This window comes from Megasphaera jansseni (genome assembly GCF_047974155.1).
Taxonomy (GTDB): Bacteria; Bacillota; Negativicutes; order Veillonellales; family Megasphaeraceae; genus Megasphaera.
This window is the reverse complement of record NZ_JBHYRR010000006.1, coordinates 65,220-90,909: the sequence shown is the minus strand read 5'-3', so window position 1 is coordinate 90,909 and position 25,690 is coordinate 65,220. Positions and strand designations below refer to the sequence as shown.

Sequence of the window (25,690 nt, the reverse complement as noted above, 5' to 3'; positions counted from 1 at the left end):
CGCCAGGTATATGTGGGATTTTCCGGCTCGGTGAGTGTGTTTTCAAATACCAAGCGGGCGCCCCACGTGGCGCCCCTACAAAAAAGGACCTGCCGCAATGCGGCAGGTCCTTTTTCTCAATCCTTAAAGTAAGGTTTGAATACGGAGCGATTCGGTTCTTTATGTTGTTTGTTTTCACGGCGCTGGTTGTTGTTGCGGAAGCTGCCACGGTTGTTATTGTTGTCACGGTTCTTCGGGGCGAAATGGCGGCGTCGTTCGCCACGGCGTTCGTTGTTGTCTTCGCCGTCGTTATTGCGATTGCGTCGTTCGCCACGGCGGTCGTTACGGTTGTAGCGGCGGTTATTGCGGTCGCCGCGATTGTTGCGGCTGCGATGGACGCGGAGCGGTGCTTCTTCAGTGATTTTGACGGGTGTCGTATCCGGTTCTTTGGTCAGGAGTTTGATGGCAGCGGCTACCAGGGCGGCCGAGTCATAGTTGGACAGGAGTTCTTCGGCGTTTTCTTTATACGTCCCGAAGTTGCCTTCTTCCGTCGTCGTGATCAGGCTGCGGATAGCGGCCTGCTGAGCGCCTTCCAGAGCTTCCGAGAAGGTCGGTGCCTTGCGGCGGGTGATGCGGCGTTTGATGAGACGTTCAATCGTGCGCAGATGTTCCATTTCGCGGGGGATGACGAAAGTCGTCGCTTCGCCGCTCTGGCCGGCACGGCCGGTACGGCCGACGCGGTGGACATAGCTTTCCGGGTCCTGCGGCAGGTCGTAGTTGAAGACGTGGGTGACGCCGCTGATGTCGAGGCCGCGGGCGGCGACGTCGGTAGCGACGAGGATGTCGATGGTCTTTTCACGGAACTGACGGATGACCGTATCGCGTTTGGCCTGGGTCAGATCGCCATGGATGCCTTCGGCAGAATAGCCGCGTTTCTTGAGGGCTTCCGATACTTCGTCGACGCGGCGTTTCGTGCGTACGAAGATGATGGCCAGATCCGGTTCCTGCAGGTCCAGGAGACGGCAGAGGATATCGAATTTCTGGCGGTCCGGTACTTCGATGTACGACTGTTCGATGAGGTCCATCGTGACTTCTTTGGCCTTCATGCGGATGATGAGCGGGTCGTGCAGGAACGTTTCGGCCAGCTGCTGAATCGGTTTCGGCATGGTAGCCGAGAAGAGCAGGGTCTGACGCGTGTTCGGCGTAGCGGCCATGATGAGGTTGATATCGTCGATGAAACCCATGTCCAGCATTTCGTCGGCTTCGTCGAGGACGATGGTCGTGATATGGCTCAAGTCGATGGTACCGCGTTTCATGTGGTCGATGAGGCGGCCCGGCGTAGCGACGATGATCTGCGGGCATTTGCGCAGGCGGCGCAGCTGGCGTTCCATATCCTGGCCGCCGTAGATCGGCAGGGCCTGGATGTTGGTGAACTGAGCCAGGTGATTCAGTTCTTCGGCGACCTGCATGGCCAGTTCACGGGTCGGCGACAGGACGACGGTCTGGATGTCCTTCGACGGTTCAGCTTTCAGGATTTTTTCCAGGACCGGAATGCCGTAGGCTGCGGTCTTACCCGTGCCGGTCTGGGCCTGGCCAATCATGTCACTGCCACTCATGGCAACGGGAATCGATTCCGCCTGAATCGGCGTCGGTTCTTCAAAACCCATTTCGTTCAGGGCACGGATAATGACTTCGCTAATATTTAAATTTTGGAATTGTTCTAACATGTACTTCCTCCTTGTTGTGTAACTTATTTATTATAGCATTAATAAGGGGAAAAAGATAGAGGAGAAGCGGTGCACCCTAAAAGAATATTTATATGTAAAGATAAACGTTAAACCTTGTTTCACGACATTTCATTAAATAAAGTATCACGTTTAAGTTAAAAATATTCGGAAAAGTTCTGAAAAAAGACTTGCAAATTACAAAAGGGTATGATAACATACTACACATCAACGAAACAATCCAAAATAAAAAATGCGTTGAAGAGAACTAGTAAGTTCCGGAATGTTTCCAGAGAGCTGCCGGGTGGTGTGAGGCAGCAGCGGCACGGAACAGAACTCATCTCTAAGCAGCTCGCTGAAACGAAAGGAGTAGGTGGAGCCGGGGCCTGGCCGTTAACAGACAGGAGGGTATCGACGATTTGTCCGTACCTGTAGAGAGCCTATCTTCGGATAGGAATTAGAGTGGTAACGCGTAAGTATAATCTTTCGTCTCTTTGAGGCGGGAGATTTTTTTTATTTTGATTGTGTAATGATTTATTTTAAATTTATTTCATGATCATAGGAGAGATGCCGTATGAAAAACGTAGAACATTATAAAAAAGGTTATTTTATGCCCCCCGTCGTCGATATGTCCTGGGCCCAGAAAGAATATCCTGATAAAGCCCCCGTCTGGTGCAGCGTCGATTTGCGCGATGGCAACCAGGCCCTCATCATTCCTATGAGCCTTGAAGAAAAGATTGAATTCTATAAAGTCTTAGTAGGTATGGGCTTCAAGGAAATCGAAGTCGGCTTCCCGGCTGCGTCGGAAACGGAATTTGAATTCCTGCGCTACTTAGTCGACCACGACATGATCCCCGATGACGTCACCGTCCAGGTCCTGACCCAGGCCCGGGAACACATCATCCGCAAGACCTTCGATGCTTTGAAAGGTGTCAAGAACGCCATCGTCCACGTCTACAATTCCACGTCCTTCGCCCAGCGCCAGCAAGTCTTCCGCAAATCGAAGGAAGAAATTAAACAGATCGCCGTCGACGGTGCGAAATTGTTACAGCGCCTGACCGACGAAGCCGGTGCTGACTACCGCTTCGAATATTCGCCGGAAAGCTTCACCGGCACAGAACCGGAATACGCATTGGAAGTCTGCAATGCCGTCCTCGATGTCTGGAAACCGACAGCTGACCGCAAGGCCATCATCAACCTGCCGTCGACGGTACAGATGTCCATGCCGCATGTCTTTGCATCGCAGATCGCTTACATGTCGCAGAATTTGAAATACCGCGATAACGTCATCTTATCGGTCCATCCGCACAATGACCGCGGCACGGGCGTTGCCGATGCTGAAATGGCCATGCTGGCCGGTGCCGACCGCGTCGAAGGGACGCTCTTTGGCAATGGCGAACGGACAGGCAATGCCGACATCGTCACCATCGGCATGAACATGTATGCCTTAGGCATTGATCCGGGCCTGGATTTCTCGAACATGCCGAAACTGGTGGAAACGTACGAACGAGTGACCCGCATGCATGTCCATCCGCGTCAGCCCTATGCCGGCCAGCTGGTCTTCGCCGCTTTCTCCGGTTCTCATCAGGACGCCATCGCCAAGGGCATGCATTTCCGCGAAGAAAACGACGAACCGTACTGGACCTGCCCGTACCTGTACATCGACCCGCATGATGTGGGCCGTACGTATGACGCCGATGTCATCCGCATCAACAGCCAGTCCGGCAAGGGTGGCGTAGGCTTCATCATGGAACAGAACTACGGCATCGACATGCCGAAGAAGATGCGCGAAGACTTCAGCTATTTCGTCAAAGAAGTGTCGGACCACAAGCATCAGGAACTGAAACCGGCCGAAATCTACGACGTCTTCCAGAAGAATTACCTCAATGCCGATACGCCGCTGAAAGTCGAAGACTTCTCGCTCAAGAAAAAAGGGGACAAATGGGTCGGCAAAGTCCTGGTCCGTGCCAACGACGAAGAAGTCGTCCTCGAAGGCGCAGGCAATGGCCAGTTGAATGCCGTCAGCAACGCCGTCTGCAAAGCCTATGGCATCGAATTCAGCAACCTGGTCTACAGCGAACACGATTTGGACCGCGATTCTGATTCCCGCGGCATCGCTTACTTCGGCCTGACCGATAAAGACGGCCATACGACCTGGGGTGCCGGCGTCGACACGGACACCATTACGGCATCTATCTTCGCCTTCATGACGGCCATCAACCGCATGGACGGTATGGCCCAGCGCGTCAAGTTCCGGGCCCTCAAATCCACGCCGGATACGATTACGGCCTTCAAAGCTACATCGGGCCAACACTAATGGCTGAGGCAGGCTGTTTGAGGTGGCGTTATGGTTAAAACCACTTGCCTCAGGCTCCTGCCGGCCACATCAGGCGCAGCCTGATAACCATTTATCTGTATTGGATTTTAGTGAAATATTAAGGAGTGTATATACATATGGGTATGACGATGACGCAGAAAATCCTGGCAAAACATGCCGGCGTCGACTCGGTGAAACCGGGTGATTTAATTACATGCAAGCTCGATATGGTCTTGGCCAATGATATTACGGCCCCTCCGGCCATTGCCGAATTCAACAAGATCGGCAAGCCCGTCTTCGATAAGACCAAGATTTCCCTGGTCCCGGACCATTTCACGCCGAACAAAGACATCAAGTCCGCCGGCCTGGCCAAAATCGTCCGCGATTTCGCCAAACAGCACGGCATTACGCATTATTTTGAAGTCGGCCGCGTCGGCATCGAACACGTCCTCCTGCCGGAACAGGGCATCGTCGCTCCGGGCATGTTGACTATCGGCGCTGACTCCCATACCTGTACGTATGGCGCTCTCGGTGGTTTCTCCACCGGCGTCGGCTCGACGGACTTAGGCGTCGCCATGGCGACGGGCAAGGCCTGGTTCAAGGTCCCCGATGCCATCAACGTCCACCTGACAGGCACGAAACCCGATGACATTACGGGCAAAGACGTCATGCTGACCCTCATCGGCATGATCGGCGTCGACGGCGCCCTCTACCAGTCCCTGGAATTCACTGGCGAAGGCGTCGCTGCCCTGGATATGACCGACCGCTTCACCATCGCCAACATGGCCATCGAAGCCGGTGCCAAGAACGGTATTTTCCCTGTCGATGAACAGACCATCGCCTATGAAAAGGGCCGCGTCCCCGATGGCTACGACATCGTCACGGCCGACGCCGATGCGCATTACAGCCGGACCGTTGAAATCAACTTGTCCGAATTGAAACCCGTCGTCGCTTTCCCGCATCTGCCGGAAAACACCAAGGTCATCGGTACCTTCGGCGACATCAAGATCGACCAGGTCGTCATCGGTTCCTGCACCAACGGTCGCCTGGAAGACCTGAAAATCGCAGCCGATATCTTCAAAGGCCACAAGGTCCATCCCGACGTCCGCTGCATCGTCATTCCCGGCAGCCAGCACGTCTATATGGAAGCCATGAAGGCCGGCTACATCGAAACCTTTATCACCGCCGGCTGTGCCGTTTCGACGCCGACCTGCGGCCCTTGCCTGGGCGGCTACATGGGCATCATGACGGCTGGTGAAAAGTGTGTCTCCACGACGAACCGCAATTTCCGCGGCCGCATGGGTCACGTCGACAGCGAAGTTTACCTGGCTGGCCCGCAGGTTGCTGCAGCCAGTGCAATTCTCGGCAAGATTGCTGCACCGAAGGAGGTCCGTTAATCATGACATTAGAAGGAAAAGTATGGCGCTACGGCGACAATATCGACACAGACGTAATCATCCCGGCTCGTTATTTGAACAGTTTCGACCCGAAAGAATTGGCCACGCACTGCATGGTCGACATTGACGAAACGTTTGCCGGCAACGTAAAGGCCGGGGACATCATGGTCGGCGGCCACAACTTTGGCTGCGGCTCGTCCCGTGAACATGCGCCGATTGCCATCAAGGCTTCGGGCATTCCCGTCGTCATTGCGGCCAGCTTCGCCCGCATCTTTTACCGCAACGCCATCAACGTCGGCCTGCCGGCCCTGGAAATCGGCGATGATGTTGAAAAAATCAAAGCCGGCGATATCCTCTCCATCGACCTCGATACGGGGAAAATCGTCGACAAGACGACGGGGGATACCTTTCAGGCCCCGCCGCTGCCAGGGTTCATCCAGGACATCGCCAAAGCGGGCGGCTTGATCAATTACGTAAAGGAGTCTAAGTAACATGGCTAAACATATCGTCGTCATCCCCGGCGACGGAATCGGGGAAGAAATCACGGCTGGTGCCGTCAAAGTCTTACAGAAAATCGATGAAGTCTGCCACATCGGCCTGACCTTTGAAAAGAAGCCCGCTGGCGGCACGGCCTATGACCTCTGCGGGTCGCCCTTGCCGGAAGATACGATCGAAGCAGCCAAGAAAGCCGATGCCATCCTCTTCGGCGCCGTCGGCGGCGACAAATGGGATAACGTCGACCCGAAACTGCGTCCGGAACAGGCCGTATTAGGCTTGCGCAAGGCCTTGGGACTCTACGTCAACCTGCGCCCGGTCAAAGTACCGGCCGTCCTGGCCGAATACTCGCCGCTCAAACCGGACATCGTCACCGGTACGGACGTCCTCATCGTCCGAGAACTCGTCGGCGGCATCTACTTCGGCGACCGCTGCGAATCGGAAATCCACAACGGCGTCGAACGCGCATGGGACTTGGAAAACTACAGTGTCCCTGAAGTACAGCGCATCAGCACCTTTGCCATGAAGGCTGCCCAGAAGCGCCGCCATAAGGTCACATCCGTCGATAAGGCCAACGTCCTGGCTACGTCCCGCTTGTGGCGCCGCACGGTCATCGACATCGCCAAAGCCTATCCCGATGTCGCCCTGAATCATTTCTATGTCGACAATTGCGCTATGCAGCTGGCCCTCAACCCGAAACAGTTCGACGTCATCGTCACCAGCAACCTCTTCGGCGATATCCTCAGCGATGAAGCCGCTGTCCTCGGCGGTTCCATCGGCATGATGCCGTCGGCTTCCATCGGCGAAATGACCAGCCTCTACGAACCCATCCACGGTTCGGCACCGGACATTGCCGGCCAGGGCATTGCCAACCCCTGCGCTACTATCCTCTCGGCAGCCATGCTCCTGCGCTACTCCCTGGATGAAGACGAAGCGGCCGACAAGATTGAAAAAGCCGTTGACGCCGCCTTAGCTGCCGGCTGGCGCACACCGGATCTCTATAAAGAAGGCTTCAAGAAAGCCGATACCCAGACGATGACCGATGTCATCATCAGCTATATCCAATAAATAAATCTTAGTTATCTCACGGGTCTTCCGTCTTAGCTTCGGCTAAGAGGGAAGACTCTTTTTTTTGAAAATATTTCTTTACCTAATGTATATATAATTAATATAGCTTTGGCCTATCCGCGCAAGATATTGACTATAAAAATAGAAATAATAGCCGGAAATTTCCATATTTTGCGAAATAATATGCTATATTTTCGCCGTTTATGTGATATAATAAAACTACACTCCTTTCGTGTTAAAATAATTAATTTTTATAAGATAAAGTATAAATATGCAATACGAATTGAGAAAAACTATAGCCCTGTACTGTATGAGGTAGTTCCGTCCGGTCAAGAGCCATAATTGTACATTATTATTCCGTGTTTGGTGCTATATTTGGCACTAGAGGTAACTATGAATGACGATAACCTTTTTCGGAGCGACCTGAACCGAAATTTAAAGATTTCCATCATTGCTCCGACGACAGCCTGGTATGACCAGGTACAGCCCATGCTTCAGTCGACGAAGCAGATTCATCCGGACCAAGTCCTGGTTTTAGATGGGAGTACGGCAGAGCCACGCAAGCGGGTACAGGAAGCCCTTCGCTTTGGCAGCGATGCCCTCATTGCCTGGGAACCGCTGGCGGCTGACATCGCGGCCGTCTATCCACAGCTGCAGGTCTTTCCCGTCCAGCCCAGTATCCTCGATTTGCTCAACAGCATACGGCAGGCGCCGAAAGACGCGAAACTAGGTGTCATCATCCCTTTTTCGCTGCGTGACTATTATGCGGACCTCCTCGTGCAGTTCAACAGCCGGGCGATTTCTTTTTATGGCATTGCGCCCGATCAGGACGATAAGGTCTTGCAGCACATCGTTTCTCAGGCTGCGGCCGAAGGCGTGCAGGCCCTGGTCGGGACAGAGGCCATCGAAAGTGCTGCCCATGAACAGGGCCTGCCCTGGATTCCTCTCCATCCCGGCTGGGGCGGATTGGTGCGGGCGTTTTTCCAGGCCTTGTGGAGCGTCCATCGCCATCCGCAGGGGAAGACGCGGCCTGCTGCCGGCCCTTCCGGCGTGACGGCACATTACCAGCTCCAGGACATCATCGGGACTTCACCTGTCATGACGGCCGTAAAACAGCTGGCCCGGACGTATGCCATGACCGATTCGACGGTCCTCATTACCGGAGAATCGGGGACGGGGAAGGAAATGCTGGCGCAGGCTATCCACAATTTGAGCCCTCGCCAGGATCGGCCCTTTGTCGCCATCAACTGTGGGTCCATTACGGAAAGCCTCTTGGAAAGTGAATTGTTCGGCTATACTGGCGGGACTTTCACCGGAGCCCGCCGGGACGGCAAGAAAGGCCTCTTCGAAGCGGCCAATGGCGGTACGCTGTTCCTCGATGAAGTAGGGGACATGCCTTATACGCTGCAGAACCGGCTGCTGCGGGTCTTGCAGGAAAAATACATCCGCCGTATTGGCGGTCACAACGGGATTCCCGTAGACGTGCGCGTCCTGGCGGCGACCAATAAGGACCTGGAACAGGCGGTGAAAGACGGCCATTTCCGCCTCGACTTGTATTACCGCCTGGCCGTGCTGCCCATACGGATCCCGCCGCTGCGGGAACGGCGGGAAGATATTGCTGACATTTCCCACTCTCTGCTCTATCATTTTGATAAACTTTATGAACGCCATCACTTGTTTCACGACGAAGTGCTGGACTATTTCCAGGACCTGCCCTGGCCGGGCAATGTCCGCCAGTTGTCCAACGTCATCGAACGGCTGGTCCTCATCGTCCCGAATGAAGCGATTTCCCTGGCCGATGTCCAGCCCCTGCTGCCGCCGTCGCTGATAGCAGAGAACGTGAAACCGAAGGACTTGAATATCCGGGATATGACGTATGACCTCATCGAGAAACTGGGGGATGACGGCAAGAGCGTCGTTGAAATCGCCAAAGAACTGGGCATCAGCCGCTCCACCGTCTACCGGCTCAAACAGAAGCGGAAACAAGATTGAAGTTTTAAGTTTGAAGTATGGAGTTTGTAGAAAGAGCTTTAAATTTTTTACCATTTGCTGCAAACTAAAAACTCAAAAAGGCGCTGTCTTCATGCGACAGCGCCTTTTTTCATTCCTAAAATACGACAGGTTGTCGCGGAATTTGTTCCGTTTTGAAACGCCAATCTTCCGTTGACAATGAGCGTATGGAAAGAGGTGTGATAGTACAGCCCTTTGTCAGAAGATAACGTTTTGGCACATAAATTTCATGTAAGTTAATGAACGATTCACTACGGAAGGGGGTGACCTACTATCGCACAGACAGGTGTATGTTTTCGTATTGACACAGAGCTGAAGAAAGATTTTGAACAGTTTTGTTCTTCTGTAGGCTTGAGTATGTCCACGGCGGTCATGTTGTTCATCAAGACGACCGTCCGGGAACAACGGATTCCTTTTGAAATCGCTGCGGCTCCGAAAGCCAAAGACTACGAAGTGAAGAAATAAGGGGAAAAAGGAGCTGTCGCATCGCGACAGCTCCTTTCAAGTTGTTAGTGGCTAGTTGTTAGTTGTTAGCGGATGGGTTTAAATTTAAAGCTTTTCTCTGCAAACTACAAACTCTGTGCTACAAACTATAAAGTAAACGGGGCATCACATGATGGCAGAAACCTTCGTGCGACAAGCCCTTTTTTATGTACATTATTATAGTATATAAAGAGGTCACACCTTGAAAGGTCGCGGCGAATAGTGTATGATGAGAAATAGTTTAAGTACATTTTCAGATTTCGTGTACAGCGAGAGGCAGGATGGAGATAGATGTTAGAATTTCCGATTAAACGCACGATTATTATTGATGATACTAAAAAGAAGAAACGAGGGCGCAAGAAAAAAGGCGATGGCGAGAAGACCGTCATCCACGGTACGGTCAATCTGCCCAAGAAGGAACCGCTGAAGAAGTTGGACCCGCTTCCGAAGAATGCCAAGAACCTGGTCATCGTCGAATCGCCGGCCAAGGCCAAGACCATCGAACGCTTCCTGGGCAGCGGCTATAAGGTCATGGCCAGCCGCGGCCACCTGCGGGATCTGCCGCGCAATCAGTTCGGCGTCAATATCGAAGAAGGTTTCGTGCCGACGTATACCAACATGTGGGATAAGCGCAAGCTCATTGAAGACTTGCAGAATGAATACATCCGCTCGAAGCAAGTCTTTCTGGCAACGGACCCGGACCGTGAAGGGGAAGCCATTTCCTGGCATCTGGCCCATTTGCTGGAAATCGACCCGCACGACAAATGCCGCATCATGTTCCACGAAATTACCAAGAAAGCCATCCTTGAAGCCATCAAGGACCCGGAACCGATTGATTTAAAGAAAGTCGATGCCCAGCAGGCCCGCCGCGTCCTGGACCGCATTGTCGGTTACAAATTGAGCCCCCTTTTGTGGAAGAAAGTCTGCAAAGGCCTCAGCGCCGGCCGCGTCCAGTCCGTTGCCGTCCGCCTCATCTGTGAACGGGAAGAAGCCATCAAGGCTTTCGTGCCGGAAGAATACTGGACTGTCAGCGGGACCTATACGACCGAAGACGGCCTGACGCTGTCGACGGAACTGACTAAGATCGACGGCAAGAAGGCTGAAATCCCGACGCAGGAAGCGGCTGAAGCCATCGCTCACGACCTGACCTGGGAAAGCCGCGGCGAAGACCACGACTCCGATATGATTGTGAAAGTCGAAAAGCGCAAGCGCAAACGCCAGCCCCAGCCGCCGTTCACGACGTCGACGATGCAGCAGGAATGTGTCAGCAAACTCAATTTCGGTGCCAAGAAGACGATGATGCTGGCCCAGCAGCTCTATGAAGGCCTCGATATGGGCGATCAGGGCCACGTCGGCCTCATTACCTACATGCGTACCGACTCGGTCCGCATTAACGACGATATGATCCAGGCCGCACGAGAATTCATTACATCCAACTACGGCGAAGAATATATCCCCGACAAGCCCCGCGTCTATAAGACAAAACAGACCAGTCAGGATGCGCACGAAGCCATCCGTCCGACGTCGCTGGAACTGACGCCATATAAGGTATCGGAATTCCTGTCCCGCGACCAGCTGCGCCTGTATACGCTCATCTGGAACCGCTTCCTGGCCAGTCAGATGGAATCAGTCGAAACGGAACACATGGCCATCATCATCACCAGCGGCCGCTACGAACTGCGGGCTGCGGGCTATAAAGTCCTGTTCAAAGGCTTTACGGAACTCTACGAAGACGCCAAGAAGGATAAGACCTTGGCTGAACTGCCCCATATTTCGGCCAATACCGTCGTCCACAACCAGGCCGTCACGCCGCAGCAGCATTTCACTCAGCCACCGGCGCGCTATACCGAAGCCAGCCTGATCAAGACGCTGGAAGAAAAGGGCATCGGCCGGCCGAGTACGTATGCGCCCATCATGGATACCATACAGAACCGCAATTACGTCGAAAAGAAGGACAAACAGTTCGTCCCGACGGAACTGGGCGTCATCATCGTCGATTTATTGAAAAAATATTTCGCCCAGATCATCAACGTTGGCTTCACGGCCCACATGGAAGAAGAACTGGACGCCATTGAACAGGGAAAGGACACGTACCGCCATGTCCTCCAGGAATTCTATGACGTCTTCAAACCGGAAATGGACGAAGCCGAAGAAAAGATGGAAAAAGTTACCATTTCCGGTCAGGATTCGGGCCAGGTCTGCGAGCTCTGCGGCGCGCCGATGGTCTATAAATTCGGCCGCTTCGGCAAATTCCTGGCCTGCTCCAATTTCCCGGAATGCCGCAATACCAAGGCCATCGTCGAGGATTTGGGGATTACCTGTCCCAAGTGTGGCAAGGGGACGCTCATCAAGCGCAAGTCCAAGCGGGGCCGCGTCTTCTACGGCTGCAGCCAGTATCCGGAATGTGATTTCGTCCTCTGGAACCAGCCTGTCGACAAGAAGTGTCCCCTTTGTGGCAGTATTATGATTGTCAAACATTATAAAAAAGGTCCGGATAAGATTTTCTGCAGCAATGCAGAGTGTGAAAACCATAAAAAAGGTGAGGTAGTGCATGAAGAATAGTGTCTTAGTCATCGGAGCCGGCCTGGCCGGTTCGGAAGCTGCCTGGCAGCTCGTCCGCCGCGGCGTCCCGGTAGAACTCGTTGAAATGCGGCCGGTCAAATCGTCGCCGGCTCATCATACGGAATACTTCGCAGAACTCGTCTGCAGCAACTCCCTGCGGGCAGCGAATATCGAAAATGCCGTCGGCCTCTTGAAAGAAGAAATGCGCCGGCTCGGCTCGCTCATCATGGATGCCGCCGATACGCACCGCGTCCCGGCTGGCGGCGCCCTGGCCGTCGACCGCGTCCCCTTCAGCCAGTACGTGACGGAAAAGCTCAAGAATCATCCCCTGGTCACCATCCGCCACGAAGAAGTGACGGAACTGCCGGATGACCAGATATGCATCGTCGCCAGCGGCCCGCTCACGAGTGATGCCCTGGCCGATACCATCCGCCGCCTGACGGGGGAAGACTATTTCCATTTCCACGACGCCGCAGCGCCTATTGTCGCCGTCGACTCCCTGGATATGACCAAAGTCTACCGCGCCGCCCGCTACGGCAAGGGTGGGGCAGACTATCTCAACTGCCCCTTTACCAAAGAAGAATATGAAGCTTTCTGGCAGGCCCTGACGACGGCTGAATGTGCCGAACTCCACGACTTTGAAAAGGACGACAGCGTCTTTGAAGGCTGCATGCCCATCGAAGTCATGGCCGGCCGCGGTATAGATACGATGCGTTACGGCCCCATGAAACCCGTCGGTCTGGAATTGCCCGGCACCGGGGAATTGCCGTATGCCGTCGTCCAGCTCCGCCAGGACAATGGCAGTGCGACCTTGTATAACATCGTAGGGTTCCAGACCCATCTCAAGTTCCCGGAACAGAAGCGGGTCTTCTCGATGATTCCTGGGCTGGAACACGCCGAATTCGTCCGCTACGGCGTCATGCACCGCAATTCTTATATCAATTCGCCGGAACTGCTCCTGCCGACGCTGCAGCTGCGCAAACAGCCGAACCTGCTCTTTGCCGGCCAGCTGACCGGCGTCGAAGGCTATCTGGAATCGGCTGCCATGGGCCTTTTGGCTGGTGTCAATGCGGCCCGTCTCCTGCAAGGGGAAGAGGGACTGACCTTTTCCCGGCGCACGGCCATGGGCGGCCTGAGCCAATACATTTCCAGCGGCCCGAATGATCATTTCCAGCCGATGAATATCAACTTCGGCCTCATGGAACCGCTGGGCATCAAGAAACGCATGAAGAAGAAAGAAAAGAATGCCCTGCTGGCACAGCGGGCACTCGATGAAATTGAACAAATGAAGGGGGATTACCCATGTCTGAATTAATGTCTACTGAATTCCACGCTACTACGATATGCGCCGTCCAGCGTGACGGCAAGACGGCCATCGCCGGCGACGGCCAGGTCACGATGGGCAATGCTGTCATCATGAAGGGGACGGCCCAGAAAGTCCGCCGCCTTTACCACGGCAAGATCATCAGCGGCTTTGCTGGATCCGTTGCCGATGCCTTTACCTTATTCGACCATTTTGAAGAAAAATTGAACGAACACAATGGCAACCTCGTCCGCAGTGCCGTCGAACTGGCCAAGGACTGGCGGTCCGACAAGATCCTCCACAAGCTGGAAGCCCTGCTCCTGGTTGCTGACAGCCAGCGCATCCTGCTCATTTCCGGCAACGGCGAAGTCATCGAACCGGACGACGGCGTCCTGGCCATCGGTTCCGGCGGCAACTATGCCCTGGCTTCGGCACGGGCCCTGATGCAGAATACAGACTTGTCGGCCCGGGAGATTGCTGAAAAATCCCTGCACATCGCAGCCGATATCTGCGTCTATACCAACCACAATGTCATTGTCGAAGAAATTTAAGAAAGAGGTATTTCTATGGAAAAAACAGAATTGACGCCAAAACAGATTGTGGCGGAATTGAATAAATACATCGTCGGCCAGAGCGAAGCCAAGAAATCCGTTTCCATCGCCCTGCGCAACCGCTGGCGCCGCAAACGCCTGAGCGAAGACATGCAGGATGAAATCATCCCCAAGAATATCCTGCTCATCGGGCCGACTGGCGTCGGCAAGACGGAAATCGCCCGCCGCCTGGCCAAGCTCGTCGGCGCCCCGTTCATCAAAGTCGAAGCGACGAAATACACCGAAGTCGGTTATGTTGGCCGCGACGTCGAACAGATGATCCGCGACCTCGTAGCCAACGCCATCCGCATGGTCCAGGAACAGGAAAGCCAGCGCTATGAAGAAAAGGCCGAAGAAGAAGCCAACAAGCGCATCCTCCAGGTCTTCTGGCCGAAGAAATCGATCAAGGAAAAGGTCAAGAACCCGATGGACGTCTTCTTCAGCAGCGACGATGACGACGACGAAACGACGGAAGAACCGAAACAGCTGGAAGAACCGAAGTCTGACCGCCGCCAGAAGATGTTTGAAGACATCTGCGCCCATAAGATGGACGACCGGGAAATCGAAGTCGAAGTGGCTGAACAGAACCAGGGTTTCCAGGGCATCCTGACGGGCAATTCGACGGAAGAACTGACCAACAACTTCCAGGAAATGCTGGGCAGCATCATGCCGAAAAAGAAGAAGAAAAAGAAGATGACCGTCGCCAAGGCCCGGGACATCTTCAAGGAAGAAGAATTGGAAAAATGCCTGGATATGGACATCATCGTCGACAAAGCCATTGAAGCAACGGAAGAATCGGGCATCGTCTTCATCGACGAATTCGATAAGATCGCTGAAAAAGGTCGTTCTAACGGGCCTGACGTATCCCGTGAAGGCGTACAGCGCGACATCCTGCCTATCGTCGAAGGCGCTACGGTCAATACCAAGTATGGCCCGGTCAAAACCGACCACATCCTGTTCATTGCTGCCGGGGCTTTCCACGTTTCCAAGCCGAGCGACCTCATTCCTGAACTCCAGGGCCGTTTCCCAATCCGCGTTGAACTCCAGTCCCTTACGGTCGACGATTTCCGCCGGATTTTGACAGAACCGAACCAGTCCCTGGTCAAACAGTATAAAGCCCTCCTGGAAACGGACGGCGTCACATTGGAATTTACCGATGATGGAATTGATGCCATTGCCGAATACGCTTATCGCGTCAATTTAGAAACTGAAAATATCGGGGCCCGCCGGCTGCACACGATTTTGGAAAAAATCCTCGAAGATGTGGCTTATGAAGCTCCGGATATCGACGAAAAGCACGTCGTCGTCAACAAGGAATTTGTATCGAGTAAACTGAACGATGTCGTCCAGAACGTCGATTTGAGCCACTATATTTTGTAACACAGGGGGGTACTATGAACCGACCTTATGCTAAATTAACAATCACCAAGAAGGGGGAACGGGCTGCCCGCAGCGGCCACCCTTGGGTGTATGGGGAAGAAGTGACCCATGTCGACGGCACGTATCAGACCGGAGATATCGTCGATGTCTATAGTGACAAGGACCGTTATCTCGGTACCGGCTTTGCCAACGATATTTCTAAGATCCGCGTGCGCATCGTGTCGCGCAATGCCAATGACCGCTTCGACGAAGCCTTTTGGCAGCGCCGGGTCAAATATGCCCTGGACTATCGCCAGACCGTCATGGGAGCGAAGGATTTTGCCTGCTGCCGCCTCATTTTCGGCGATGCCGATGACATGCCGGGCCTTACGGTAGACCGCTACAATGACGTCCTCGTTGTCCAGACCCTGTGCTATGGTATGGACCAAGTGAAGGCGGTCATCTTCAAGGCTCTCGTCGATGAACTGGCTGCCATGGGCGTCACGATCCGCGGGATTTATGAACGGAATGACGTCAAAGTCCGCGAACTGGATGGAATGGAACAGTACAAAGGCTGGTATCAGGCTGACTTCCTGCCTCAGCCGGGCAGCGTCCTGACGACGATTGAGGAAAACGGCATCCTCTATGACGTCGATGTCGAAAACGGGCAGAAAACGGGGTTCTTCCTGGACCAGAAATACAATCGCCTGGCTGTGGCCAAAATCGCTGCCGGCAAACATGTCCTGGACTGCTTCACGCATACCGGGGCCTTTGCCCTCAATGCGGCGAAAGGCGGCGCTGCCAGCGTCACGGCTGTCGACATTTCCCAGGAAGCCATCGACATGACCAATGAAAACATCCGCCGCAACGGACTGGAAGCCATCGTCACGGCCAAGCAGGCCAACGTTTTCGACCTGCTGACCGACCTGGCCGACCACAAATGTCACGACTATGATTTCATCATCCTCGACCCGCCAGCCTTCACGAAATCGGGCCATACCGTCCGCAACGCCATCCGGGGCTATAAGGAAATCAACCTGAAAGCCATGAAACTCCTGCCCCGCGGCGGCTATCTGGCGACCTGCTCATGCTCGCACTTCATGCGCGACGACCTGTTCCGCCAGATGCTCCACGATGCGGCTAAAGACGCCGGTGTCCGCCTCCGCCAAATCGAAGGCCGCCAACAGTCGCCGGATCATCCCATCCTCTGGAACGTCCCGGAAACGAATTACCTGAAATTCTACCTGTTCCAGGTCGTGTGAGATTAGTGGCTCGTGGCTCGTGGTTAGTGGCTCGTGGTTAGTGGTTAGTAACTCGCTAGCCACTAACCACTTAAAAGGGCTGTCGCGATGCGACAGCCCTTTTACTATTCCCTAAAATGCGTGTGTTTGACCCGCCAGGCGGTCATTTTGTTGAATAGCCAGAAGCCGTAGATGCCCAGGGTGATGATTGTGAAGAACCACCATTTAATGTAGCTGCCGAAGAGCTGCAGCCCTGTTCCATCAAAGGTGAGACGCTGGCCGTCGATGATCGTATTGCGGCAGATCCAGCGGCGGAACATGACTTCGCCCCAAGGATAGGCGATGCCGAACGTACAAATCGTAAGGATGACTAAGATGAGGCCATAGCCGATAAATCCGAGTACGGACCCTTCAAATTTTGATTCTTGTTGTAATGACATAGAGGACACCCTTTCTGAAAATAGATATGATAATATCATACCATATTTTTTGTTTGACCAATAGGAGGAAAGCGTGGTAGAATAGACGGGTACCTGCGAGTGTGGCGGAATGGCAGACGCACCAGACTTAGGATCTGGCGCCTCACGGCGTGAGGGTTCAAGTCCCTCCACTCGCACCAATGGGACAACCATCGCATTCAGCGGTGGGTGTCCTTTTTTTTTATTGACCTCACAATATCTGGTGCGTTTGACCCCTTTTTGCCCCCGCGACGAAGCAAAATTAATAGTTCGGCCGTAAAAATCATGACGTTTGCCGTCGATGGTCAGAGATACTTTGTAGCGCTTATCAGGTCGTTTTTTCATAAAAATCGCCTCTTTAAAGAAATGAAAATACACTCAAAAGATTGTTTACATATTTACGAATACACTCAAAAGGTGTATGATATAATCAAGAAGGGAGTTTACAGAATGAAACGGTCGGAGTTGCTAAAGATCCTTAAAAAGAATGGGTGCAAGTTGATTGGACATGGTGGAAATCATGACCTGTATTACAGCCCGATAACGGGAAAGCAATTCCCCGTCTGGCGGCACAATAAGGACATACCGCCAGGAACGATTAAAGCTATTTTTAAACAGGCTGGTATTCAGTAAGGCAAGGGGAGAAATCCCCTTGACCTGATTCATATAAAAAGGAGGACGTCATGAGTAAATATATTTTCCCAGCTACATTTCAATGGGATGAAAAAGACAAAGTATATTACGTAAATTTTCCGGATGTAGACGGTTGCTTTACCGATGGCGCAACCTTGACCGAAGCGATGGAAAATGCAGACGATGTGTTGAATTTAATGGTCTGGAATATGGAACAGCAAAAGCAGGCTATACCCGAACCGACACCGCGGGATAAAGTAAAAGTACCGGAAAATGGATTTGTTAATTTAGTGGTTGCTGATACTGACGCGTATCAAGATGTCATTGACCGGGAAAATAATCCTATCAAGTATGCGCGCAAGAAAGCTGGATTGAATGTAAAAGGATTAGCTGACCTCTTAGGCGCACCTTATCGTACGGTGCAGGAATGGAACGCCGGAAATCGGATGCCGCCCAAATGGGTACAGCGTTTGATTATCGAAAAAATCGAAGCAAATATGTAGTAAATACCCGCTGTCGAGTAAGATGGACAGCGGGTATTTTGATATAACAAATGGCAGCGTCATGGGCTAGCCGTTGAACTGTAGAGGGCGAACTCTCTGAATAGTGTTTCTTTGCCAACTGCGGACTGCGGCCGGAGGCTACTATTATGCTCGTGGAAAAATTCACAATATTCCCAATTGCTATTGGCAAGACCCCTCCAAGTATGATATACTACGCGTGACACATAAGGCAGGTTCTTTTAAAGCGCCGGATTGGTACCGGAAACGGGCGGATACTGGCGCGGACCGGCCGTGTTTTTGCGTCTTTAATCGTATTACGACTTGTATCTTGCGAAAGAGCGAGAACGGAGGAAAAACATGGAAAAACAGAATGTGGCTGGTGTTATGCCGGCACGACGCACTTTTTTGTCGATTCGTCAGTTAACGGTTGCCGGTTTCTTATCGGCGATTACGATTTTTTTAGGCCTTACGGGCTATGGTTTCATCCCGCTGGTCATCATGAACGCGACGATACTTCATATCCCAACGATCATCGGCAGCCTCACGGCAGGCCGTAAAGTGGGCATGATCGTCGGCTTTATGTTCGGTATTTTTTCCTTTATCCGGTCTTTACAGGCACCGAGTGCCTTACTCATGTTTGCTGTACAGTATAATGTGGCTGCCGATGCCTTCATCTGCATCGTACCGCGCATCCTGATCGGCGTCATCGCTTTTGAATTGTACCGCCGTCTGAAAATCCGCGAAGTATGGCGCATCGCCGTTACCGCTGTCGTCACGACGGTCTGCCACACGATTCTCTTCCTGGGCTCCTTTACAGCCATCGTCGGCGTACCTTATGCAGAAGCACAGGGCATTGCCTTTTCCAATGTCATCAACATCATGTTAGGTATTACGGTTGTCAATGGCATCCCGGAAGCCATCGTATCGGGCCTGATTATCACACCCGTTGTCATGGCCCTGCACCGCGCTGGATTGAAAGTCGCGTAAACCCATCCGCTAACAACTAACAACTAGCCACTAACAACTTGAAAGGAGCTGTCGCGATGTGACAGCTCCTTTTTTCTATTCCCTGAAATTAGTTAATGCGAAAAGGGGCGCAATGTGATAGAATATGGAATGATGACTGTTTTGTATAACAGAATATGCGAAAGAAATAGAAAGGATTTGTTATGGCTTCGATTTTTTCTCCATTAACTAAAAATATAGGGATTGATTTAGGGACGTCTACGACCCAGGTCTATGTGGAGGGCCGGGGCATCGTCCTGTCTGAACCGTCGGTCATGGCGACTGATGAACGGAACAGCAAGATGATTGCTGTCGGCCGGGCGGCAGAGGATTTATTGTCCCGGTCGCCGGAAACGGTGAAGCTCCATCGGCCTCTGGTCCATGGCGTCATCGCCGATTACAGCGTGACCCGGACCATGCTGGGCTATATCCTCAGCAAGTGCGTCCGCAGCGTCCAGCGCCTGCGCATCATGATCGGTGTGCCTTCGGCGGCGTCGAATGTCGAAAAGCGGGCCGTCATGGAAGCCGTCTATCAGGCCGGCGCCAAAGAAGCCTTTCTCATCGAAACGGCAGCCGCAGCAGCTCTCGGCGTGAATCTGCCCGTCTACGACCCGGTCGGCAATATGGTCATCGACATCGGCGGTGGTACGACTAACGTGGCCATGCTGTCCCTGGGCGGCATCGTCGTATCCAAGTCGCTCCATCTGGGCAGTCTCGATTTCAATGCGGCTATCAAGGATTATCTGCGCTATCAGTACGATATCGTCACCGATGACATGACCATCGAAGAGATGAAAGTGACCAACGGGTCGGCCGTCCTGCCGCTGGAGGACCGGGGCTATTACTTCATGGGCCGCGGCCTAGATGACGGTCTTCAGCGGGAAATGGCTATCAAATCGAGTGAACTCTACCACGTCATCGGCAAGCCGCTCATCAAGATCCTCGACCTGGTCAAGGACGTCCTGCGGGAAACGCCGCCGGAACTGGCTGCGGATATCATGGAACACGGCATCGTCCTCACCGGCGGTGGCGCCAAGCTCAAGGGCATGGACCAGCTCTTTACCCAGGAATTGGGGGTCCCGGTCATGCTGGCTTCTGAGCCGGAACTGGCCGTTGCCAAGGGCACGGGCATTGCCGTCGCTGATCGTGATAAGTTATCGGCCCTCATCGAAGGGGCACAGCGTATATATAGGAGGAGATTTTAAAATTGTTTTCGTTCGGTAAAAGAAGCGTCGTCTTCGTACTCATCTTATTCATCGTCATTGCGCTTGTCGGCTGGGCCTGGCGCCAGCGCGACTCCCTGCCGTTCATTACCAAGCCGCTGATGACGATCATGTCGCCTTTTGAATACGGTGCCAGCCGCGTCATGGATTCGCTGACCTCGAGCATCCATATCGTCGACGTCAGCTTGAAGAACCGCATTGAATGGGAATCGCTGGAAAAAGAAAATGCCGACCTCAAGAGCCGGACCGTCGACTACGATGAAGTCGTAGCCGAAAATGACCGCCTGCGGGCGCTCCTCAATTTCAAATCGACCCATAATCAGTATCAGCTCCTGGCCGGATCCGTCATTTCCCGTGACTACGGCACCTGGACTAACACCATGATCATCGATGTCGGCAGCGGTGAAGGCGTCGAAAAAGACATGCCTGTCATCACGCCGAGTGGTGTCGTCGGCTTCATCAGCGATGTCTATCCTCATTCGTCCCGCGTCCAGCTCCTGACGGACCCGCGGACCAGCATCGGCGCTATCGTCCAGCGTCCGGAATCGCGCGTTTCCTCTGTCGTCCGCGGCAACGGCAACGTGCCGACGGAACCGCAATTCGTCAATATCGCCAAGGATGCAGATATCCTGGAAGGGGATACCCTGGTCACATCGGGCTTCGGCTCCATCTATCCGAAGGGCCTGCCTATCGGTACCATCGTATCGATTCATCAGAATGAAAATGATTTCGTAAAATATGCCGTCATTCGTCCCAGCGTCGATTTCTCCAAACTGGAAGAAGTCTTCGTCATCTTGAAGTCGGCCGATACCGGCTCTTATGAAAAACCGGAAGTCACGCCGAAACTCGTACCGCAGACGAATCGCGACAAAGTAGAAGGAATTAAAGGAGCCGCGGCATTATGAAGAAACTGAACTGTGTCATGACAGCCTTCATCGTCTTTATTCTGCAGGCTGCCATTCTGCCTTTTATGTTTAACAGCGTGAGCCAGCCTAACCTCATCTTCGTCTTCGTCGTCCTCATGGCCCTCCATCACGGCCAGCGCATCGGCATCATCACGGCCCTTTTGGGCGGATTTTGTCAGGATGTCATTATCGGAAATTTCTTTGGCCTGCACCTTCTGGTCTACCTCATCGTAGCCCTCATATGCAGTTACCTCGGCCGTGACATCGACAAGGACCAGTGGGTACTGACATTGCTCATCGTCCTCGCGGCGACCGAAGTCGGCCTGGTCCTGACCTGCGGGTTCCTCTTCCTGGCCGGCCAGTATATCAACATCGCCGCCTACTTGCTGGAATTCAGCATCCCTATGCTTGTTTATCACGGAATCCTGGCCCTGCCGGTAGATCACATCGTCTGGCATCTGCGCCGCGACGATGCCTTTTACGGGTTCCCGGGCTATCGCTGGTAAATAAAGGAGATTTAGTTACATGCTTGAAGCGTTATTGAAAAAGAAGAATCAAGATGGCCGTTTCCGCTATCTCTACTGGATCGTCATCGCGATTTTCGTCATCCTCGTCAGCCGGCTGGTTTATTTGCAGCTCTTTGCCGGTGAATATTACTATACCCTGGCCGAAGGGAACCGCCTGCGGGCTATCCCTATTGCGGCCATGCGCGGTATCATGTACGACCGCAACGGGCAGATCCTTGTCGGTTCGCGGCCGAGCTTCATGGTGACCTACGTGCCGCCGAAGGACGGCATGAGCGATGAAGAACTGCAGAAGCTGGCCGGTATCCTCAACATGCCGGAAGACAAACTGCGGGAAAAGGTCCAGAAGGTCAAGAGTTCTTATGTGCCGACTGTCCTGGCTAATGACTTGACCCAGGATATCGTCACCAAAATCGAAGAACAGCGCAATGACCTGCCTGGCGTATCCGTCGATGTCCAGCCGATACGCTATTATCCGTACAAGATGATGGCCGCCCAGGTCTTTGGCTACGTCGGCCAGATCGATGAAGAAGATGCCAAGCGCCTGAAAGGCGTCGAAGGCGTATCCAACATCACCCAGATCGGCCGTGCCGGCCTGGAAGCCTATTATGACGACCTCCTGCGCGGCAAGGACGGCGGCCGTCAGGTCGAAGTCGACGCTGCCGGCAGTCCGGTCAAGGAAATGGAACGCAAGGACCCTGTAGCCGGTCATAATATGCACCTGACCATCGACCTCTACCTGCAGCAGGCCACGGAACGGGCTATGGACCGCCAGATTGCCAATGGCATCGGCACCCACGGCATCGCTGCCGTCGCCATCGACCCCAATACGGGCGCCGTCCTGGCTATGGCCAGCCGCCCGGCTTATGACCCGAACTGGTTCACCCGGGGCATTACGGAAAAGGAATGGTCCCTCATCAACGACAATCCCAATCACCCCATGGAAAACCGCGTCATTGCCGGCGAATATCCGCCGGGTTCTACGTTCAAGCTGATCACCGGGTCGGCTGCCCTGGAACTCAAGAAAGTTACGCCAGATGAAATGATTTTCGACAGTGGCCGCCACTGGCTGGTCGACATGCGCAACGCCGGCGGCGAAGCCCTGGGCTGGATCAATTTCGTCGAAGCCCTGGCTAAGTCCGATAACGTATACTTCTACGAAATGGGCCGCCGCGTCGGCATCGACGAACTGGCAAAATATGCCCGCATGTTCGGCATGGGCAAGAAGACGGGCATCGCCCTGCGCGGCGAAGCACCGGGCCTGGTCGCCAGTGCGGAATACAAGAAGAAGAATTTCCATGATGAATGGTACCTCGGCGATACGTTCAACTCGGCCATCGGCCAGGGGTTCCAGCTGGTTACGCCGCTCCAGGCGGCCATGATCGTCAGCGAAGTCGCCAACGGCGGCATCCAGTACCGGCCATTCATCGTCAGCCGTATCGATAACCTCGACGGCACACCGTATAAGATCTTTGCACCGGAACAGGTCGGCACCTTGTCCGTATCCAAATCGACGCTGGACTTGGTCCGCGAAGGGATGCGTAACGTTGCGGAAGAATCCGGTACCGCTGGTTCCCTGTTCGCCGGCTTCCCCATCCAGGTCGCTGGTAAGACCGGGACGGCGGAAAACTTCGGCGGTACGGACCATGGCTGGTTCGTCGCCTATGCGCCGTATGAACATCCGCGCATCGTCATCGCCGTCCTGACGGAACAGGGCGGGTTCGGGTCCCTGTCATCTGGCCCGATTGTCCGCTCTATGCTGGAAGCGTATTTCCACGTCGGTGAATACGCCGAAGGCGCACCGAAGGACAAGGACGGTAAAGGAAAAGACAACAAGGCCGATAAGAATGACCAGGACGGGAAAACCGGTAGTCAGCACGACCGTGCTGAACAAGACCAGTAGGCCCTGATGACGGCCTTATCTCATCAGAAAGGAAAGTGATTTCATGTCCCGACTCATCGCCATCGCCTCCGGGAAGGGGGGCGTCGGCAAGACCTTGATCACGGCGGCCCTGGCCGTCCTCTTGCAGCGCCGGGGCCATCGTGTCCTGGCGGCCGACGCCGACATGGGCCTGCGCAATCTGGACCTGCTCTTCGGGCTGGACGAGGCCATCCATTACGATGCCGCCCAGGCTGCGCGGGGGAAATGCCTGCCCGGTCAGGCCCTGCTGACGGTCGTGCCGGGACTGGATTTCCTGCCGGCCAGCCAGAAGCGGACCTGGGAGCGGATCGACATCCCGTCATACCAGTATGTCCTGGAATCCCTGTCCGAGGCTTATGACTATACCCTCATCGACTGCCCGCCCGGCCGCGACGGCGCCTATCAGGCAGCGACGGCCCTGGCCGATGAAATCCTGTTCGTCGTCGAACCGTCGCCGTCGTCGCTGCGCGACGCGGCCAAGGTCATGCAGTCGGCAGCCCGGGAGAAACGCTTTCACTACGACGTCATCCTCAACAATTTTTACGCTGACGGCGTCATCACGCCGGACGCAGCCAAAGCCTGCCTGCAGACCGGCCACCTCGCCGGTCTCTTGCCGCATGATGAGGGCATCGACCGGGCTGCCGGGGAAGGGCGGATCGCCAGCACAGCCGATTCCCTGCCGTTCTGTCAGGCTCTGTCGGAAACGGCCGCCTGGCTGGAAACGGGGAAGGCCATCGAGGAAAGGGCTTTGACGGCCCTCTTGCCGAGACACCAGGCCCAGCCCGCCGCCTTGCCGGGCCTGTCGCTGCACCGCCGCCGTCAGGAGTGCCGGAATTGGCGCCACTATCGTCGATAGGAGAGAGAAATGTTTATTAAACGAGAATGGAAAAATTTAGATAAAGTCATGCTCATCGTGAGCTTCCTCATCGTCTGCATCAGCCTGTGTATCATCGGCAGTGCGACGCATATCAATAAAGGGGCCATCAATTACGACTTCGTCGCAAAGCAGGGGGCGGCTTTTGTCGTCGACTTGATGATCGTCCTCTTTTTCAGCCGTTACGATTACGCGAAACTGAAGAAATACGCCAAGCCCCTGTACATCATCAACCTGCTCATGCTGGTCGCCGTCATGTTCGTCGGTACGTCGGCTCTGGGCGCTCAGCGCTGGATCCAGCTCGGCCCGGTCACGCTGCAGCCGTCGGAATTTTCCAAGCTCATCATGATCATCTGCACGGCCGCCATCCTCAGCGACCGCGTAGGCCAGCTCAATACGTGGCGCCAGGTCCTGCCCATCGGCCTCTACGTCGGGATTCCTTTCCTCCTGGTCTTGAAACAGCCTGACTTGGGGACGAGTCTCGTCTTCCTGGCCATTACCTTCGGCATGCTCTTCGTCGGCCGCATCAAGATGTCCCTCTTGCGCAACGTCTTCCTGGCCGGCGTCGTCATGGCCCCGGTAGGCTGGCATTTCCTCAAGGATTACCAGAAGTCCCGTATCACCGTCTTCCTCAATCCGAATGCCGATCCCTTTGGTGCCGGCTATCATATCATCCAGTCGAAGATTGCCATCGGTTCGGGCATGCTCTTCGGTAAAGGTCTCTTCCAGGGGACGCAGAGCCAACTGAACTTCCTGCCGGAAAACCATACGGACTTCATCTTTTCCGTCATCGGCGAAGAACTGGGCTTTTTAGGCTGCGTCTTCCTCTTGTTCCTGTACTTCATCCTCGTCTATCGCGGCCTCATGATCGCCAAGGACTGTAAGGACAGCTTTGGCATGATGCTGGCGACAGGCGTCGTTTCTATGTGGGCTTTCCAGATTCTGGTCAATGTCGGTATGACCTGCGGCATCATGCCGGTCACAGGGATTCCTCTGCCGTTCATGAGCTATGGCGTCAGCGCCTTGACGACCAATATGATGGGCCTGGGCCTCTTACTGAGTATTTACATGCGTCAGCAGACGATGATTTTTTAACCCGCCGTGAAGGAGGAAACT

22 protein-coding genes, 1 tRNA gene and 1 other annotated feature are annotated in these 25,690 nt (G+C 54.0%); of the genes, 21 read left to right on the top strand and 2 right to left on the bottom strand.

Annotated elements, in window-relative coordinates; translation table 11 throughout:
- Positions 1 to 116 precede the first annotated feature (116 nt).
- A complete protein-coding gene (locus ACE418_RS03755; RefSeq protein ID WP_416449385.1) occupies positions 117 to 1,706 on the bottom strand; it encodes a DEAD/DEAH box helicase in 1,590 nt (529 codons plus the stop codon).
- Positions 1,707 to 1,952: 246 nt separating this feature from the next.
- Positions 1,953 to 2,200: a binding site (T-box leader), on the top strand.
- A gap of 77 nt (positions 2,201 to 2,277) precedes the next feature.
- Here ACE418_RS03755 and ACE418_RS03750 point away from each other — a divergent pair.
- The 11 genes from ACE418_RS03750 (at position 2,278) to ACE418_RS03700 (ending at position 16,549) form a co-directional block, all read left to right on the top strand.
- Complete coding sequence (locus tag ACE418_RS03750) at positions 2,278 to 4,020, top strand: 2-isopropylmalate synthase (protein ID WP_416449384.1); 1,743 nt, start codon at positions 2,278 to 2,280, stop codon at positions 4,018 to 4,020.
- 137 nt (positions 4,021 to 4,157) lie between these two features.
- Positions 4,158 to 5,417, top strand: a complete 1,260-nt coding sequence (leuC, locus tag ACE418_RS03745; protein WP_416449383.1) for a 3-isopropylmalate dehydratase large subunit — start codon at positions 4,158 to 4,160, stop codon at positions 5,415 to 5,417.
- Between the two features lie 2 nt (positions 5,418 to 5,419).
- On the top strand, positions 5,420 to 5,908 hold the full coding sequence (locus ACE418_RS03740) for a 3-isopropylmalate dehydratase small subunit (protein ID WP_020310045.1): 489 nt from the start codon (positions 5,420 to 5,422) through the stop codon (positions 5,906 to 5,908).
- Between the two features lies 1 nt (position 5,909).
- Entirely contained in the window at positions 5,910 to 6,980 is a 1,071-nt protein-coding gene (leuB, locus tag ACE418_RS03735) for a 3-isopropylmalate dehydrogenase (protein WP_416449382.1), read from the top strand.
- A 393-nt stretch (positions 6,981 to 7,373) separates the two neighbouring features.
- Complete coding sequence (locus ACE418_RS03730; protein WP_416449381.1) at positions 7,374 to 8,972, top strand: sigma 54-interacting transcriptional regulator; 1,599 nt, start codon at positions 7,374 to 7,376, stop codon at positions 8,970 to 8,972.
- 291 nt (positions 8,973 to 9,263) lie between these two features.
- Entirely contained in the window at positions 9,264 to 9,455 is a 192-nt protein-coding gene (locus ACE418_RS03725) for a type II toxin-antitoxin system RelB/DinJ family antitoxin (RefSeq protein WP_416449396.1), read from the top strand.
- Positions 9,456 to 9,764: 309 nt separating this feature from the next.
- Positions 9,765 to 12,035 (top strand): type I DNA topoisomerase, encoded by a 2,271-nt coding sequence (topA, locus tag ACE418_RS03720; RefSeq protein WP_416449380.1) that lies wholly within the window; start codon positions 9,765 to 9,767, stop codon positions 12,033 to 12,035.
- Entirely contained in the window at positions 12,025 to 13,350 is a 1,326-nt protein-coding gene (trmFO, locus tag ACE418_RS03715) for a methylenetetrahydrofolate--tRNA-(uracil(54)-C(5))-methyltransferase (FADH(2)-oxidizing) TrmFO (RefSeq protein ID WP_416449379.1), read from the top strand. Before topA ends, trmFO begins: the two co-directional genes overlap by 11 nt.
- Entirely contained in the window at positions 13,338 to 13,889 is a 552-nt protein-coding gene (gene hslV / locus ACE418_RS03710) for an ATP-dependent protease subunit HslV (protein ID WP_036200680.1), read from the top strand. Before trmFO ends, hslV begins: the two co-directional genes overlap by 13 nt.
- Before the next feature lie 15 nt (positions 13,890 to 13,904).
- Positions 13,905 to 15,308, top strand: a complete 1,404-nt coding sequence (hslU, locus tag ACE418_RS03705) for an ATP-dependent protease ATPase subunit HslU (RefSeq protein WP_416449378.1) — start codon at positions 13,905 to 13,907, stop codon at positions 15,306 to 15,308.
- A 14-nt stretch (positions 15,309 to 15,322) separates the two neighbouring features.
- Entirely contained in the window at positions 15,323 to 16,549 is a 1,227-nt protein-coding gene (locus ACE418_RS03700) for a class I SAM-dependent rRNA methyltransferase (RefSeq protein ID WP_416449377.1), read from the top strand.
- 104 nt (positions 16,550 to 16,653) lie between these two features.
- Here the strand turns inward: ACE418_RS03700 and ACE418_RS03695 are convergent, their stop codons facing one another.
- Positions 16,654 to 16,968 carry a DUF6693 family protein gene (locus tag ACE418_RS03695; protein ID WP_416449376.1) on the bottom strand — a complete coding sequence of 105 codons (315 nt, stop codon included), beginning with the start codon at positions 16,966 to 16,968 and terminating at the stop codon, positions 16,654 to 16,656.
- A gap of 95 nt (positions 16,969 to 17,063) precedes the next feature.
- On the opposite strand from ACE418_RS03695, the gene ACE418_RS03690 reads away from it, so the two are divergent.
- The 10 genes from ACE418_RS03690 (at position 17,064) to rodA (ending at position 25,669) form a co-directional block, all read left to right on the top strand.
- A tRNA-Leu gene (locus ACE418_RS03690) sits at positions 17,064 to 17,147 on the top strand.
- Positions 17,148 to 17,271: 124 nt separating this feature from the next.
- Entirely contained in the window at positions 17,272 to 17,619 is a 348-nt protein-coding gene (locus ACE418_RS03685) for a type II toxin-antitoxin system HicA family toxin (protein WP_416449375.1), read from the top strand.
- A gap of 50 nt (positions 17,620 to 17,669) precedes the next feature.
- Entirely contained in the window at positions 17,670 to 18,122 is a 453-nt protein-coding gene (locus tag ACE418_RS03680) for a type II toxin-antitoxin system HicB family antitoxin (protein ID WP_416449374.1), read from the top strand.
- Positions 18,123 to 18,479: 357 nt separating this feature from the next.
- Complete coding sequence (locus ACE418_RS03675; protein ID WP_416449373.1) at positions 18,480 to 19,109, top strand: ECF transporter S component; 630 nt, start codon at positions 18,480 to 18,482, stop codon at positions 19,107 to 19,109.
- Between the two features lie 182 nt (positions 19,110 to 19,291).
- On the top strand, positions 19,292 to 20,332 hold the full coding sequence (gene mreB, locus ACE418_RS03670; RefSeq protein WP_416449372.1) for a rod shape-determining protein: 1,041 nt from the start codon (positions 19,292 to 19,294) through the stop codon (positions 20,330 to 20,332).
- A 2-nt stretch (positions 20,333 to 20,334) separates the two neighbouring features.
- Positions 20,335 to 21,255: a rod shape-determining protein MreC gene (gene mreC / locus ACE418_RS03665; protein ID WP_020309889.1), complete on the top strand. Its 921-nt coding sequence runs from the start codon at positions 20,335 to 20,337 to the stop codon at positions 21,253 to 21,255.
- Positions 21,252 to 21,761, top strand: coding sequence for a rod shape-determining protein MreD (mreD, locus tag ACE418_RS03660; protein ID WP_416449371.1), 510 nt, complete (start codon positions 21,252 to 21,254; stop codon positions 21,759 to 21,761). Before mreC ends, mreD begins: the two co-directional genes overlap by 4 nt.
- 19 nt (positions 21,762 to 21,780) lie before the next feature.
- Positions 21,781 to 23,682 carry a penicillin-binding protein 2 gene (gene mrdA / locus ACE418_RS03655; protein ID WP_416449370.1) on the top strand — a complete coding sequence of 634 codons (1,902 nt, stop codon included), beginning with the start codon at positions 21,781 to 21,783 and terminating at the stop codon, positions 23,680 to 23,682.
- Between the two features lie 43 nt (positions 23,683 to 23,725).
- A complete protein-coding gene (locus ACE418_RS03650; protein ID WP_416449369.1) occupies positions 23,726 to 24,556 on the top strand; it encodes an AAA family ATPase in 831 nt (276 codons plus the stop codon).
- 9 nt (positions 24,557 to 24,565) lie between these two features.
- Complete coding sequence (gene rodA / locus ACE418_RS03645; protein ID WP_416449368.1) at positions 24,566 to 25,669, top strand: rod shape-determining protein RodA; 1,104 nt, start codon at positions 24,566 to 24,568, stop codon at positions 25,667 to 25,669.
- Positions 25,670 to 25,690 lie beyond the last annotated feature (21 nt).

Excerpts from the sequence above, each read along its gene's own strand:
- rodA (WP_416449368.1), top strand. The coding sequence starts at position 24,566 with ATGTTTATTAAACGAGAATGGAAAAATTTAGATAAAGTCATGCTCATC.
- leuB (WP_416449382.1), top strand. The coding sequence starts at position 5,910 with ATGGCTAAACATATCGTCGTCATCCCCGGCGACGGAATCGGGGAAGAA.
- ACE418_RS03650 (WP_416449369.1), top strand. The coding sequence starts at position 23,726 with ATGTCCCGACTCATCGCCATCGCCTCCGGGAAGGGGGGCGTCGGCAAG.
- ACE418_RS03675 (WP_416449373.1), top strand. The coding sequence starts at position 18,480 with ATGGAAAAACAGAATGTGGCTGGTGTTATGCCGGCACGACGCACTTTT.
- ACE418_RS03680 (WP_416449374.1), top strand. The coding sequence starts at position 17,670 with ATGAGTAAATATATTTTCCCAGCTACATTTCAATGGGATGAAAAAGAC.
- ACE418_RS03755 (WP_416449385.1), bottom strand. The coding sequence starts at position 1,706 with ATGTTAGAACAATTCCAAAATTTAAATATTAGCGAAGTCATTATCCGT.
- hslV (WP_036200680.1), top strand. The coding sequence starts at position 13,338 with ATGTCTGAATTAATGTCTACTGAATTCCACGCTACTACGATATGCGCC.
- leuC (WP_416449383.1), top strand. The coding sequence starts at position 4,158 with ATGGGTATGACGATGACGCAGAAAATCCTGGCAAAACATGCCGGCGTC.
- ACE418_RS03700 (WP_416449377.1), top strand. The coding sequence starts at position 15,323 with ATGAACCGACCTTATGCTAAATTAACAATCACCAAGAAGGGGGAACGG.
- mrdA (WP_416449370.1), top strand. The coding sequence starts at position 21,781 with ATGCTTGAAGCGTTATTGAAAAAGAAGAATCAAGATGGCCGTTTCCGC.
- ACE418_RS03740 (WP_020310045.1), top strand. The coding sequence starts at position 5,420 with ATGACATTAGAAGGAAAAGTATGGCGCTACGGCGACAATATCGACACA.
- topA (WP_416449380.1), top strand. The coding sequence starts at position 9,765 with ATGTTAGAATTTCCGATTAAACGCACGATTATTATTGATGATACTAAA.
- ACE418_RS03685 (WP_416449375.1), top strand. The coding sequence starts at position 17,272 with ATGACGTTTGCCGTCGATGGTCAGAGATACTTTGTAGCGCTTATCAGG.
- ACE418_RS03730 (WP_416449381.1), top strand. The coding sequence starts at position 7,374 with ATGAATGACGATAACCTTTTTCGGAGCGACCTGAACCGAAATTTAAAG.
- mreD (WP_416449371.1), top strand. The coding sequence starts at position 21,252 with ATGAAGAAACTGAACTGTGTCATGACAGCCTTCATCGTCTTTATTCTG.
- trmFO (WP_416449379.1), top strand. The coding sequence starts at position 12,025 with ATGAAGAATAGTGTCTTAGTCATCGGAGCCGGCCTGGCCGGTTCGGAA.
- mreB (WP_416449372.1), top strand. The coding sequence starts at position 19,292 with ATGGCTTCGATTTTTTCTCCATTAACTAAAAATATAGGGATTGATTTA.
- hslU (WP_416449378.1), top strand. The coding sequence starts at position 13,905 with ATGGAAAAAACAGAATTGACGCCAAAACAGATTGTGGCGGAATTGAAT.
- ACE418_RS03750 (WP_416449384.1), top strand. The coding sequence starts at position 2,278 with ATGAAAAACGTAGAACATTATAAAAAAGGTTATTTTATGCCCCCCGTC.
- ACE418_RS03695 (WP_416449376.1), bottom strand. The coding sequence starts at position 16,968 with ATGTCATTACAACAAGAATCAAAATTTGAAGGGTCCGTACTCGGATTT.